Raw genomic sequence first — 12,863 nt, 5'->3', positions numbered from 1 at the left:
TGCGCAAATGGATGCATCCCCATACCGCGTCCGAGTGGCTTCGGCGGGGCGCCTATGGTTGCTCCAGCACTCCCAGGACCACCCTGCCCCTCGAAGGACAGCGATGCCCGCCAACACAACCGCCTCTTCCGGGTCTTCCGATGCGAAGAAGACCGGCAGGAAGAAGGGGCGACGCGCCCGCCTGTTCGTGATCGTCCTGGTGCTGGCGCTTGTCGCGGGTGTCGGATACGGCGCGTTCTGGTCCGTTTCCACGGTCCGGGCCTCTTACCCGCAGACCACCGGCTCCATAGACCTCAAGGGCCTCTCCGGCGACGTCGACGTCAAGCGCGACGACTACGGGATCCCGCAGATCTACGCGGACACCGACAGCGATCTCTTCCGCGCCCAGGGCTTCGTGCAGGCTCAGGACCGCTTCTGGGAGATGGACGTACGCCGTCACATGACGTCCGGGCGCCTCTCCGAGATGTTCGGGGCCGGCCAGGTCGAGACCGACTCCTTCCTGCGCACGCTCGGCTGGCGCCAGGTCGCGCAGAAGGAGTACGACGAGGTCCTGGACGAGGACACCAAGAAGAACCTCCAGGCGTACGCGGAGGGGGTGAACGCGTATCTGGACGGCAAGGACGGCGCGGACATCTCCGTCGAGTACGCGGCGCTCGGCCTGACCAACGACTACAAGCCCACCGAGTGGACCCCGGTCGACTCGGTCGCCTGGCTGAAGGCGATGGCCTGGGACCTGCGCGGGAACATGCAGGACGAGATCGACCGCTCGCTGATGACCAGCAGGCTCAGCGAGAAGCAGATCAAGGACCTGTATCCGGACTACCCGTTCGAGAAGAACAAGCCGATCGTCGAGCAGGGCGGGGTCTCCCAGGCCACCGGGAAGTACGACCCGGAGGCCGAGCCGTCCGAAGGCCCCGGCTCGGAGACCGTCGAGGGCGCGACCGAGGGCCTGAACACCCAGCTCTCCGCCCTCTCCGACACCCTGGACGAGATCCCGGCGCTGCTCGGCCCCAACGGCAACGGCATCGGGTCGAACTCCTGGGTCGTCTCCGGCGAGCACACGACGACCGACAAGCCGCTGCTGGCCAACGACCCGCACCTGGCGCCGCAGCTGCCTTCGCTCTGGTACCAGATGGGGCTGCACTGCCGTCAGCTCTCGGAGTCCTGCCAGTACGACACGGCCGGTTACACCTTCTCCGGGATGCCCGGCGTGATCATCGGCCACAACCAGGACATCGCCTGGGGCTTCACCAACCTCGGAGCCGACGTCACCGACCTCTTCCTGCAGAAGGTCTCCGCCGACGGATACAGGTACGACGGCAAGACCGTCCCCTTCGTCACCCGCGAGGAGACCATCAAGGTCGCCGGCGGAAAGAGCCGGAAGATCACCGTCCGCGAGACCAACAACGGTCCGCTGGTCTCCGACCGCAGCGGCGAGCTGACGAAGGTCGGCAAGAAGGCCCCCGTCACCACCTCCGCGCCCGACCGCGGCGACGGTTACGGCGTCTCCCTGAAGTGGACGGCGCTGGAGCCCGGCAAGTCCATGGACGCGGTCTTCGAGCTCAACCGGGCCAAGGACTTCACGAGCTTCCGGAAGGCCGCCGAGCACTTCGAGGTCCCGTCCCAGAACATCATCTACGCGGACACCAAGGGCAACATCGGTTACCAGGCGCCCGGCAAGATCCCTGTACGCCTCGATGGCGACGGTACGACGCCGAGCCCCGGCTGGAACTCGAAGTACGGATGGGAGGAGGATTCCATCCCCTTCGACCAGCTGCCGTACGAGTACAACCCGAAGCGCGGCTACATCGTCACCGCCAACCAGGCCGTCATCGGTGACGACTACGAGCACATGCTCACCAAGGACTGGGGCTACGGAGCCCGCAGCCAGCGGATCAACGATCTGATCCAGAACAAGATCGAGCGCGGCGAGAAGGTCTCGACCGACGACATGCAGACGATGCAGATGGACAACCAGAGCGCGATCGCCGCGAAGCTGGTGCCCGAGCTGAAGAAGATCAGTATCTCGGACAAGTACGTCCGTGAGACGCAGAAGCTCCTGGAGGGCTGGGACTTCTCCCAGGAACCCGACTCGGCTGCCGCCGCGTACTTCAACGCCGTCTGGCGCAACATCCTCAAGCTGAGCTTCGGCAACAAGCTTCCCAAGGAGATGCGGGCCAAGGGCGACTGCATCTACGTGGAGCCGGTCGCGGGCACCGGGCCGGTGGACGAGCAGAGCAAGCTCGTACGCGAGTGCGGTCAGCGTGCCCCCGAAGCGGCGCAGCCGGACGGCGGCGACCGTTGGTACGAGGTCGTCGAGAGCATCCTGGACGACCAGGACAACGAGTGGTGGAAGTCCCCGGCCAAGGGGCGCGAAGAGGCCATCGACAGCCGTGACGAGCTCTTCGCCCGTGCCATGAAGGACGCGCGCTGGGAGCTGACCGCCGAGCTCGGCAAGGACGTCAACACCTGGAGCTGGGGCAGGCTGCACCAGCTGACCCTGCGCAACCAGACGCTCGGCACGGAGGGCCCCGACCTTCTGCAGCGGGTTCTCAACCGGGGTCCCTGGGACCTCGGCGGCGGCGAGGCGGCGGTCAACGCGACCGGCTGGAACGCGGCGGGCGGCTACGAGGTCATCTGGGTGCCGTCGATGCGGATGGTCGTCAACGTGGGCGACTGGGACAAGTCACGCTGGATCAATCTCACCGGTGCCTCCGGGCACGCGTTCAACGCGCACTACACCGACCAGACCGACAAGTGGGTCGACGGTGAACTGCTCGACTGGTCCTTCGGCGAGGACGCGGTGAAGCGGTCCACGGTCGACTCCCTGACGCTCAAGAAACCCTAGGTCCGGTCTCCCGCCGGGAAGCGCCGCGCTCCGGCAGGCGTGACCACGGCATCCACGGGGTGGTCGTGCGGTTCCTCAGGAACCCGCGCGACCACCTCGTCGTCGTAGAGCAGGACGACCAGCGCGGGGTGCGCACCGGCCGCCGCGAGCCGGGCCAGCACCCGGTCGTAGCTGCCGCCGCCGCGACCGAGCCGCATCCCGCGCGCGTCCACGGCCAGTCCGGGCAGCAGGACCGCGTCCGCGTCCAGCACGGCCTGCGGCCCGAGGCGCGTGCCGGCCGGCTCCAGGAGGCCCCGGCCGGCGGGTTCGAGGTGCTCCGCACCCTCGAACACGGCCCAGTCAAGGTCGTTGTCCGCCATCAGCACCGGTAGCAGCACCCGTACGCCCCGTGCTCGCAGGGCGTCCAGAAGCGCGTGCGTTCCCGGTTCGCGTCCCACGGACACATAGGCGGCCACGGTCCGGGCGCCGGTCAGTTCGGGAAGATCTGCGGCGGCCCGGGAGAGAACCGCAGCGGTCCTTCTGACGTCTTCCGAGGTGAGAAGCCGTCGCGCGGCGAGCAATTCCCGCCGTATCGCTGCCTTTCGTGACACGTTCTGGTCCAATGGGCGCTCGCATAACTCGTTTATGTGTATGTATGAGAACAAAGTTAACCGGACGCTCATCTTCCACGCATACGTACCGGTTACAGTTCTGCCCATGACTCAGTCGCACCCCAGGATCAGCAAAGCTGTCATTCCAGCTGCAGGTCTCGGCACCCGGTTCCTGCCGGCCACCAAGGCCACTCCCAAAGAGATGCTGCCTGTCGTCGACAAGCCCGCCATCCAGTATGTCGTCGAAGAGGCGGTCGCCGCAGGCCTCTCCGATGTACTGATGATCACCGGTCGCAACAAGCGTCCCCTGGAGGACCACTTCGACCGGAACTACGAGCTGGAGTCCGCGCTGACCCGTAAGGGAGACGCCGAACGGCTCTCCAAGGTCCAGGAGTCCAGCGACCTGGCCACCATGCACTACGTGCGCCAGGGTGACCCCCGCGGCCTCGGCCACGCCGTCCTCTGCGCCGCGCCGCACGTCGGCGACCAGCCGTTCGCCGTCCTGCTCGGTGACGACCTCATCGACCCGCGCGACCCCCTTCTCGCCCGGATGGTCGAGATCCAGGAGCGTGAGGGCGGCAGCGTCGTCGCGCTGATGGAGGTCGACCCGTCGCAGATCCACATGTACGGCTGCGCGGCGACCGAAGCGACCACCGACAGCGACGTCGTCCGGGTCACCGGGCTCGTGGAGAAGCCGGACGCGGCCGAGGCGCCCAGCAATCTCGCAGTCATCGGCCGCTACGTCCTGGACCCCGCGGTCTTCGGCATACTGCGGCAGACCGAGCCCGGTCGCGGCGGCGAGATCCAGCTCACCGACGCCCTCCAACTGCTCGCCGCGGACGAGAAGATCGGCGGGCCCGTGCACGGCATCGTCTTCAAGGGCCGTCGCTACGACACCGGTGACCGCGGCGACTATCTGCGTGCCATTGTCAGACTCGCGTGCGAACGTGAGGACCTGGGGCCGGACTTCCGGACCTGGCTGCGCAGTTACGTCACCGAGGAGTTGTAACAGCTTGAGCAGCACGATCTGGTCGGTGGACGAGCACCTGGACGACATCCTCGCCGCGGTGAAGCCGCTCGAGCCCATCGAGCTGCAACTGCCCGACGCCCAGGGCTGTGTCCTGGTCGAGGACGTCGTGGTGGAGGTCGCGCTCCCGCCCTTCGACAACAGCTCGATGGACGGGTACGCCGTCCGGATCTCCGATGTCGAGGGCGCCAGCGAGGAGTTCCCCGCCGTCCTCACCGTCATCGGGGACGTCGCTGCGGGAGACGGGGGCCTGGCGGACGGCCGGTCCGTCGGTCCCGGCGAGGCGGCCCGGATCATGACCGGTGCCCCGCTGCCCGCGGGCGCCGAGGCGGTCGTCCCGGTCGAGTGGACCGACGGCGGTACGGGCGGCGGTCCGGCCGACTCCATGCGGGCCCACAGCGACGCGCCGGAGGGGGCGAGCGGCGAGGTCCGCATCCACCGCCCGGTCAAGCCCCGCGCCCATGTCCGGGCCAAGGGAAGCGATGTGCGGCCCGGTGACCTGGCGCTGCGCGCGGGTTCGGTCGTGGGGCCGCCGCAGATCGGCCTGCTCGCCGCGATCGGCCGCTCGACGGTGCGGGTGCGGCCCCGTCCGCGTGTCGTCGTGCTGTCCACCGGCAGCGAGCTGGTGCAGCCGGGCGAGGAACTGACCGGCGGCAGGATCTACGACTCCAACAGCTTCGCGCTGACGGCCGCCGCCAGGGACGCCGGGGCCATCGCCTACCGGGTGCCGGCGGTCGCCGACGACGCCGAGACGCTGCGGGCCACCATCGAGGACCAGCTGATCCGCGCCGACATCGTCGTCACCACGGGCGGTGTGAGCGTCGGTGCGTACGACGTGGTCAAGGAGGCCCTGTCCTCCGTGGGCGACGAGGACGAGGCCGGCAGCGGCATCGACTTCCGCAAGCTCGCGATGCAGCCGGGCAAGCCGCAGGGGTTCGGTTCGATCGGCCCCGACCACACACCGCTGATGGCCCTGCCCGGCAATCCGGTCTCGTCGTACGTCTCCTTCGAACTGTTCGTGCGGCCGGCGATCCTGACGCTCATGGGCCTCGAGGACGTCCACCGCCCGAAGGTGCGGGCCACGCTCAGCACCGGCGAGGCGCTCGCCTCGCCCTCCGGCAAACGCCAGTTCCTGCGCGGGCGCTACGACGCCGAGGCGGGCACCGTGACTCCCGTCGGGGGGCCCGGATCGCATCTGATCGCCGCGCTCGCCCAGGCCGACGCGCTGATCGTGCTGCCCGAGGACGTCACGTCCGTCGAGCCCGGCGCGGAGGCCGAGGTGATCCTCCTCCGCTGACTTCGGCGCGGTGGCGGTACGGTATCTGGCGCTGTGCCTTACCGGGGGAAGCCCCCGGGCCCCTCGGTCCGCACCTCGGTGCGACCGGGCGGCAACCGGCGCCCTACCGCTAGGCGGAGTGAGTTGAGTACGCAGAACAGGCTGACGCACATCGACGAGGCGGGTGCCGCCCGCATGGTCGACGTGTCGGAGAAGGACGTCACGACCCGTGTCGCCCGGGCGAGCGGCCGGGTCCTCGTGTCACCGCGTGTCGTCGAACTCCTCAGGGGCGAGGGTGTCCCCAAGGGCGACGCGCTCGCCACCGCGCGCATCGCGGGGATCATGGGTGCCAAGCGCACCCCGGACCTGATCCCGCTCTGCCACCCGCTCGCCGTCTCCGGCGTGAAGGTGGACCTGAGCGTCTCCGACGACGCGGTGGAGATCCTGGCCACCGTGAAGACGACGGACCGTACGGGGGTCGAGATGGAGGCCCTGACGGCCGTGTCGGTCGCCGCGCTCACGGTGATCGACATGATCAAGGCGGTCGACAAGAGCGCGGTGATCACGGACGTCCGCGTCGAGGCGAAATCGGGTGGCAAGTCCGGTGACTACCGGCGCCCCGCACCGGAGGGGGCGGACGCATGACCGCGCCCGGCAGTGCCCCTGCCACCGGTGGATACCGCGCTCTCGTCGTGACCGCGTCCAACCGCGCTTCCGCCGGCGTGTACGCCGACAAGGGCGGCCCCCTGATCGCCGAAGCCCTCACCGGTCTCGGGTTCGCCGTCGACGGCCCCCAGGTCGTCCCCGACGGCGACCCCGTGGAGGCGGCTCTCCGGGCCGGATCGGCAGCGGGCTACGACGTGATCGTGACCACCGGCGGTACGGGTGTCTCGCCCACCGACCGCACGCCCGAGGCCACCCGGCGCGTGCTGGACCGCGAGATCCCGGGCATCGCCGAGGCGATCCGAGCGGAAGGCCGCGACAAGGTCCCCACCGCCGCACTCTCCCGAGGGCTCGCGGGCATCGCGGACCGCACCCTCGTCGTGAATCTGCCCGGCTCGACCGGTGGCGTGCGTGACGGGCTCGCGGTGCTGAGCAGGCTTCTGGTGCACGCCGTCGACCAGCTGCGCGGCGGCGATCACCCCCGACCGGGGAGCCCGAGCTGAACGTCCGGACCTGGCCGGTGATCCTGACCGACGGCGCCGTCACCCTCCGGCCGATAAAGCTGCGCGACCAGAGCGCGTGGCGCGACGTCAACCGGCGCAACCGCGACTGGCTGCGTCCCTGGGAGGCGACCGTCCCGCCGCCCGCCCCCGGTGGCCCGGTGGCCCAGCGCCCCACCTACCGTCAGATGATCCGCCACCTGCGCGCCGAGGCGAACGCCGGCCGGATGCTGCCTTTCGCCATCGAGTACGAGGGGCGTCTCGTAGGGCAGTTGACGGTGGCGGGGATCACCTGGGGCTCGATGTGCTCGGGCCATGTCGGCTACTGGGTGGACCGGAGCGTGGCGGGGCGCGGCGTGATGCCGACCGCTGTGGCGCTGGCGGTGGACCACTGTTTCCGTACCGTCGGGCTGCACCGGATCGAGGTGTGCATCAGGCCCGAGAACACCCCCAGCCGAAGGGTCGTGGAAAAGCTCGGATTCCGCGCGGAAGGGCTGCGTCCGCGCTATCTGCACATCGACGGCGCATGGCGGGACCACCTGATCTTCGCCCTCACCGCGGAGGAAGTGCCCGACGGGCTGCTGCGGCGTTGGCGCAGGGTACGGCCGGGTGCGCCGGGCTCGCCACGAACACCCGGCGAAATAAAATAAGTGTTCGAATTTGATCGTCGCTTGACGGTAATCAGCGTCACTTTCGTCGACAGTTGACCCCAAGCTGACCCCGACAATCACAAAAAAAGTCCGTCATATGAGCCTGATCGTGCGACACACCGGGCCAATTGGCGGATGCTGCCGTGCAAACCCCTCTACGGTGTGAGCGTGAGCAGCAGCGGCCTCATCTACGCAGTCATCGTCGGTGCCTGGGCCGCCTACTTGGTGCCGATGTGGCTCCGAAGGCAGGACGAACTCAACGAAGCCCGTCCGACGGAACGCTTCAGTACCGCCATCCGGCTGCTGTCCGGACGGGCGGCCATGGAGCGTCGTTATGCCAAGGAGCTGCGGGAGCGGGATGCCGAGGAGGCGCCTGGCGACGTGGACCCGGATGCCGTCACGGACCGAATCGAGTCCGTCGACGTCCGGGCCTTTTCCGCGCCCCCGGCGCATACGGAAGCGCGGTTGCGTGAACCGGTGCCCGACCGGCCGGATCAGGAGCACCCGCACGACCGGTCCGCCCGCCTGGCGCCCGCCCGGCGCCCGCGTCCTTCCGGCGCGGAGTCCGAGCGTGAGCGCCGACGGCGCTCCCAGGTCCTGGCGCGCCGTCGGCGTACCACCACGGTCCTGTTCATGGCGTTCACACTCGGTGCGGTCGTCGCGGCGGTCGGAGGTCTCCGCTTCCTGTGGGCTCCGGCGGTTCCGGCCGTGCTGCTGAGCACGTACATCGTGCATCTGCGTGCCCAGGAACGCCGTCGGTTCGTCTTCACCATGGACCGGCGCCGCGCCGAGGTGGCCGCGCAGCGGCTGCGTGAGAACCGGCCCCGCAGGCACCAGCCCGCGTCCTCGGCTCCGGCCGAGCCGGACGAGGAGCCGGAAGCGCCGGCGCCCGCTCCCACGGTCTCTCCCCAGGAGGCGGGCCGCCGTGCCCTCGTGGAGCAGACGGACCACGCGGAGTGGGTCGACCAGCAGCGCGAGCGCGGTCCGGCCCAGGGCGACAGCTGGGAGCCGGTCCCGGTCCCGCTGCCGACCTACGTCACCGCCCCCGTCGCCCCGCGTGCCACGGGCGGGGTGGAGGTCGGCGACCCGGAGACCTGGAGTGCCGCACGTTCCAGCCCGGCCGAGCCCACCCGGACGGGTACCCGCGACGCCCAGGACACGGCCACGCCCGATGCCGACCCGGTCCCGCGCCGCCGCGGCAACGGGGCCCGGCGCACCCGTGACCGCGGCCGGACGCCCCTCTTCGACCAGTACGACGACGAGGACCGGCCGCGCGCGGCCAACGAGTGAGAGTGACGGTGAACCCGACTCGGTGACCTGCCGGGATACGGATTTCCGAGCACCCCGATGAGGGTGCTAGAGTTTCACTCGTTGCAAGGGCCTGTGGCGCAGTCTGGTAGCGCACCTCGTTCGCATCGAGGGGGTCTGGGGTTCAAATCCCCACAGGTCCACCGCAGCTAAGAGCCCCTGCCGGGGAAACCCGGTAGGGGCTCTTCGGCGTCGTACGGCAGCGAGTACAGCGACTGCACAGGGACGCCCGTCGACATGAGTGTCCGGGCGGACGGTGTCCTGTCGGCAGGGCGCCCGCCAGTCGTGTCGACGGCCGGGCCCCCGTGCAGCCGCCAGCGATCGAAGCAGGCAGCACCGACGATCCCCAGCTCGGTGGCTGCCTGGCATCTCCTGGTCATCCGCGTGCCGGCCGCGTCCGGTGAGGGGTTCCTTCGGAGGGGGCTATCGGTGCTCAGGGTTGCTGAAGCCGGGACGGCAGCCCGCGTCCCACTCGCTGCGCCGGTTGCCGTAGGCCGGGATGCCGCCGGCCGCACGCAGCATCGATGCCAGGTGCAGCATGTTGTAGGTCATGAACGTGGTGTTGCGGTTGGTGAAGTCGTTGTCGGGTCCGCTCGAACCGGGGTCGAGATAGGACGGGCCGGGGCCGGCCTCGCCGATCCACCCCGCGTCGGCCTGCGGCGGAATCGCGTAGCCGAGGTGCTGGAGGCTGTACAGCACGTTCATGGCGCAGTGCTTGACACCGTCCTCGTTGCCGGTGATCAGGCACCCGCCGACCCGCCCGTAGTACGCGTACTGGCCCGCATCGTTGAGCAGGCTGGAACAGCCGTAGAGCCGCTCGATCACCCGCTTCATCACCGAGCTGTTGTCGCCGAGCCAGATCGGCCCGCACAGCACCAGGATGTCCGCGTCGAGCACACGCTCGTACAACTGAGGCCAGTCGTCGTGATCCCAGCCGTGTTCGGTCATGTCCGGCCACACTCCGGTGGCGATGTCGTGGTCGACGGCCCGTACGGTCTCGACGTCCACTCCGTGTCGCCGCATGATGCCGACACTGCGTTCGATCAGCCCGCCCGTGTTGCTGACCTCCGGCGACCGTTTGAGCGTGGCGTTGACGAACAGCGCTCGCAAGCCGTCGAACGATGGTGTCGCGCCGTTCTCCTCGGCGGTCTGCTCCATCGGCGGTCCTTCCGGTGTCGAGTGCGGCCTCTACGGGTCGGACCGCGCGTTGGCACTTCCGCGGCGGCCGACCGCTGACGCGCGCCGGTCGCGGCCTGCTTCCTCCACGGAGGCGCGACGTCCATCCTGTGGCCGTCCACGAGCGGCCGCCACAGCAGCCGCACGGCGGGCGGGGCCCCCTGTCCTCCGGCGTCCGAGCCTGCTCTCCCGGGAGATGCGTCCGAGCCTGCTCTCCCGGGAGATGAGCGTGAACGCGGCCCGGACCAGGCGGTCCTGACCCGCCGGGCATCGGGAGGAGGAACTCGCGGTCCCGGGCCCTGCCCCGGCGTTGTCCGTCGAGACAGGCGACGCGTACCCCTGACCAGCCCCGTCCCCGGAGAGGGACCCCGCGATATCACAGGAACAACAAGACCGATCGGCAGTCTCGCTGAAACAGGACGAGGCCCTTGCCCGGGGAAATGCACCCCAACGGCGCCAATCAAGGTTCTCTGTTGAGCACGTCGCCATCACGGCCGCTAGCGTTTTCGCTTGACGGAGGGTCCGTCGTGAATGAATGCGGACGAAATCCGTCGCGACCGGAGTGCGTTCTCGTGCACGGTCCCCAGACCTTCTCAGGTGCTTTGCCCTCTGTGGGCCGACCCGGGACCGGGCGGCCCTGACTCTGTTCGTTCTCACAAAACGGAGGCGGCCATGGGCTTCGCTCACCGGCCTTTCGTACTCCTCGCTGTTGCGCTTCTCGGTGGCTCCGCCGGGCTCGCCGTCATCGGATCCGCGTCGGCGGACGTGGCACCGCAGGAGCCGACCGCGACTGCGGCAGCCCACGCTGCCGACAGCTCCTCGGCGAAAACCCGCACCATCCGCGTGGAGGCCCGGCTGCAAGTCGGCGAAGAGCTGGATCTGGGCGCAACGGGCCGCAGCATCGGCGACCAGTTCATCTTCAGCGGGAATCTGGTGTCGACCGGGGGCCCGGAGGAACGCTCCGTCGGACGCTTCGGCGGGTTCTGCGTCATCACCGACCTCGAACGGAACGCGGGACAGTGCTCGTCGACCGCGATGCTGCCGGAAGGGCAGATCACCGTCCAGGGCGAGCAAGCCGGAATTCCGGCACCGAGAACGGTCGTCAGCGCGATCACCGGAGGCACCGGGGATTTCAGTAAGGCGCGTGGCCAGATGACTCAGCGGGTGTTGACGCCGGCGACCTGGCAACTCGCATTCGAGGTATTCGACGTGCAGCCTCATCGGGCCGGGGGCGGTCGCACTCCGTCCGAGATGCCGATGCCTCCGTCCTTCCCCGGCAAGTAATTGCGCCAGGCGGTATCGATGCGCCCGGGAATCAGCGCCGAGAGCAGCGGTTCCGCCCGCGCGAGGTATCGGACAGTCCCTGCCATGAACCCGGTCCGGTTTATCGGCCACGGGGAATGTAGCGCTACACCGGGCGGAGGTGCGTCACCCCGGGATCAGTGTCGAACCGGCTGCCGACCAGGCGTGACACCCACAAGCCGGGGACTACGCGAAGCGCCTCCGCAGCCCCCCGTCGATCACCACACATGGAGACGTCGTGTTCAAGAACTTCCGCACACTCATGAGCTGGGGCGTCGTCCTGGCCACGGCCACGGCCGCCACCGTTACGAGCGGTGCAGCCGCCGGTGGCCCGCCGAACCCTGTGCCGGCCGACCCGCAGACCCGCCCGACGGCACGTCAGGGGAAGGAACCGCAGACCAAGCCTCGGGTGGCGGAACGCCGACGGATCGCCACATCGGTCCTCGACGGAGACTTCAAGTTCACACTCACTGCGCTGAGGTCGCAGACCGATCCGATCGCGGCGTCCGTGCGCCTTCAGGTCTTCACCTTCGAGAACGGCGCGTGGAGGGAATCGGACCGTGCTCAGGTCGGTGAGGCGGACTCCTGGTTCTGGTTCCCGCTGACCGGCCGTCACGCCGTGTGCGAATTCTCCACCGCGAGCACGGAGCCCGCGCCGGTGGCCGTCAGCCTGCTGATCACGCCCTCGATCGGCTGCTCACCGACCGAGAACTTCCAGATCGAGAACGGGCAGATCGTCCCGGCCTGACAGCGGCCGGTGGCTGCCGTGCCGGCCACCGCTCGCCAGGGAAAGCCAGGTCTTGGGAGAGTTTGATCCTGACCCGCAGGGAAATCCGATTCGAACCGCCGCCATGCCCGGGTCGAGGCCCGGGCGAGCGCGGCGCGGAACCGGGCCTTCATGCACAGGGCCTCCGCATGGCCGGCCCGGCAGGGCATCGATCAGTTCCTGGACATCGGGACCGGCTTCCCACCGCCGAAACCTCCATCAGATCGTCCGGGCCGTCACCCCGCGCGCAGGGTCGTCCACGCGGACAACGACCCCATTGTGCTTCGTCACGCGGAGGCTGTGCCGTTGAGCAGTCCCGAAGGTGCGACCGCCTGCATCCACGCGGATGTGCGCCGACCGGAGGTGGTCCTCGAACGGGCGGCGGAGCCACTGGACTTCGGACGGCCCGCCGCGCTGTCCTTCGTCGCGCTGATGCACTTCCTGCCCGGCGAGCAGGATCCGTACGGCATCACCCGGACGCTGGTCGACGCGCAGCTTTCGGGGAGCTGTCCGGTCCTCTCGCACGGGACCGCCGATCAGCACCCGGAGCTCAGGCGGGAGACCGAGTCCGCGTACGAGAAGGGTGCGATCACACTGCGCACGCGCACGCGTGAGGAGGTCGGGCCCTTCTTCGAAGGGCTGGAGCTCGTCGAGCCGGGGCTGGTCACCGCACCCGAGTGGTACCGGGACGAGCCCGCGCCCGTGTACGAACTAAGCGGGTTCCACGCGGGGGTGGCGCGGGTGGCCTGAGCGGCGG

At 69.3% G+C, this 12,863-nt stretch carries 11 protein-coding genes, 1 tRNA gene and 1 pseudogene; 11 read left to right on the top strand and 2 right to left on the bottom strand.

Annotation, left to right across the window (positions count from 1 at the left end):
• The first annotated feature begins 103 nt into the window (after nucleotides 1-103).
• Nucleotides 104-2,848 carry a penicillin acylase family protein gene (locus HED23_RS31925; RefSeq protein WP_203186790.1) on the top strand — a complete coding sequence of 915 codons (2,745 nt, stop codon included), beginning with the start codon at nucleotides 104-106 and terminating at the stop codon, nucleotides 2,846-2,848.
• On the opposite strand, the gene HED23_RS31920 is transcribed toward HED23_RS31925, so the two are convergent.
• Nucleotides 2,845-3,438, bottom strand: a complete 594-nt coding sequence (locus tag HED23_RS31920) for a 5-formyltetrahydrofolate cyclo-ligase (RefSeq protein ID WP_238442190.1) — start codon at nucleotides 3,436-3,438, stop codon at nucleotides 2,845-2,847. The genes HED23_RS31925 and HED23_RS31920 overlap by 4 nt on opposite strands.
• Before the next feature lie 106 nt (nucleotides 3,439-3,544).
• Here HED23_RS31920 and galU point away from each other — a divergent pair, with 106 nt between their 5' ends.
• The 7 genes from galU (at nucleotide 3,545) to HED23_RS31885 (ending at nucleotide 9,005) form a co-directional block, all read left to right on the top strand.
• Complete coding sequence (gene galU, locus HED23_RS31915; protein WP_203186788.1) at nucleotides 3,545-4,447, top strand: UTP--glucose-1-phosphate uridylyltransferase GalU; 903 nt, start codon at nucleotides 3,545-3,547, stop codon at nucleotides 4,445-4,447.
• Nucleotides 4,448-4,451: 4 nt separating this feature from the next.
• Complete coding sequence (gene glp, locus HED23_RS31910; RefSeq protein WP_203186787.1) at nucleotides 4,452-5,762, top strand: gephyrin-like molybdotransferase Glp; 1,311 nt, start codon at nucleotides 4,452-4,454, stop codon at nucleotides 5,760-5,762.
• 123 nt (nucleotides 5,763-5,885) lie between these two features.
• Complete coding sequence (moaC, locus tag HED23_RS31905) at nucleotides 5,886-6,386, top strand: cyclic pyranopterin monophosphate synthase MoaC (RefSeq protein ID WP_203186786.1); 501 nt, start codon at nucleotides 5,886-5,888, stop codon at nucleotides 6,384-6,386.
• Nucleotides 6,383-6,907 carry a MogA/MoaB family molybdenum cofactor biosynthesis protein gene (locus HED23_RS31900; protein ID WP_203186785.1) on the top strand — a complete coding sequence of 175 codons (525 nt, stop codon included), beginning with the start codon at nucleotides 6,383-6,385 and terminating at the stop codon, nucleotides 6,905-6,907. The genes moaC and HED23_RS31900 overlap by 4 nt, the downstream gene beginning before the upstream one ends.
• A gap of 17 nt (nucleotides 6,908-6,924) precedes the next feature.
• Complete coding sequence (locus tag HED23_RS31895; protein WP_203186784.1) at nucleotides 6,925-7,554, top strand: GNAT family N-acetyltransferase; 630 nt, start codon at nucleotides 6,925-6,927, stop codon at nucleotides 7,552-7,554.
• 135 nt (nucleotides 7,555-7,689) lie between these two features.
• Complete coding sequence (gene glpR, locus HED23_RS31890) at nucleotides 7,690-8,844, top strand: gephyrin-like molybdotransferase receptor GlpR (protein WP_203186783.1); 1,155 nt, start codon at nucleotides 7,690-7,692, stop codon at nucleotides 8,842-8,844.
• An 87-nt stretch (nucleotides 8,845-8,931) separates the two neighbouring features.
• Nucleotides 8,932-9,005, top strand: a tRNA-Ala gene (locus tag HED23_RS31885).
• A gap of 280 nt (nucleotides 9,006-9,285) precedes the next feature.
• Here HED23_RS31885 and HED23_RS31880 read toward each other — a convergent pair.
• Nucleotides 9,286-10,020 (bottom strand): flavodoxin family protein, encoded by a 735-nt coding sequence (locus tag HED23_RS31880; protein WP_203186782.1) that lies wholly within the window; start codon nucleotides 10,018-10,020, stop codon nucleotides 9,286-9,288.
• A 783-nt stretch (nucleotides 10,021-10,803) separates the two neighbouring features.
• Here HED23_RS31880 and HED23_RS31875 point away from each other — a divergent pair.
• The 3 genes and pseudogenes from HED23_RS31875 to HED23_RS31865 all read left to right on the top strand — a co-directional run.
• Nucleotides 10,804-11,322, top strand: coding sequence for an allene oxide cyclase barrel-like domain-containing protein (locus HED23_RS31875; protein ID WP_238442189.1), 519 nt, complete (start codon nucleotides 10,804-10,806; stop codon nucleotides 11,320-11,322).
• Between the two features lie 256 nt (nucleotides 11,323-11,578).
• Entirely contained in the window at nucleotides 11,579-12,088 is a 510-nt protein-coding gene (locus tag HED23_RS31870) for a hypothetical protein (RefSeq protein WP_203186781.1), read from the top strand.
• Between the two features lie 120 nt (nucleotides 12,089-12,208).
• A pseudogene (locus HED23_RS31865) lies at nucleotides 12,209-12,856 on the top strand (SAM-dependent methyltransferase); the annotation flags it as partial.
• Between the last annotated feature and the right edge of the window lie 7 nt (nucleotides 12,857-12,863).

Origin of the sequence: Streptomyces pratensis (assembly GCF_016804005.1) — a bacterium.
Classification (GTDB): Bacteria; Actinomycetota; Actinomycetes; order Streptomycetales; family Streptomycetaceae; genus Streptomyces; species Streptomyces pratensis_A.
The sequence above is the reverse complement of the archived record's forward strand: the minus strand, read 5'-3'. Positions and strand labels throughout refer to the sequence as shown.

Bases quoted from the DNA above. Each gene is read 5' to 3' on its own strand.
- HED23_RS31925 (WP_203186790.1), top strand. From the start codon at position 104: ATGCCCGCCAACACAACCGCCTCTTCCGGGTCTTCCGATGCGAAGAAG.
- galU (WP_203186788.1), top strand. From the start codon at position 3,545: ATGACTCAGTCGCACCCCAGGATCAGCAAAGCTGTCATTCCAGCTGCA.
- HED23_RS31900 (WP_203186785.1), top strand. From the start codon at position 6,383: ATGACCGCGCCCGGCAGTGCCCCTGCCACCGGTGGATACCGCGCTCTC.
- glpR (WP_203186783.1), top strand. From the start codon at position 7,690: ATGCTGCCGTGCAAACCCCTCTACGGTGTGAGCGTGAGCAGCAGCGGC.
- HED23_RS31880 (WP_203186782.1), bottom strand. From the start codon at position 10,020: ATGGAGCAGACCGCCGAGGAGAACGGCGCGACACCATCGTTCGACGGC.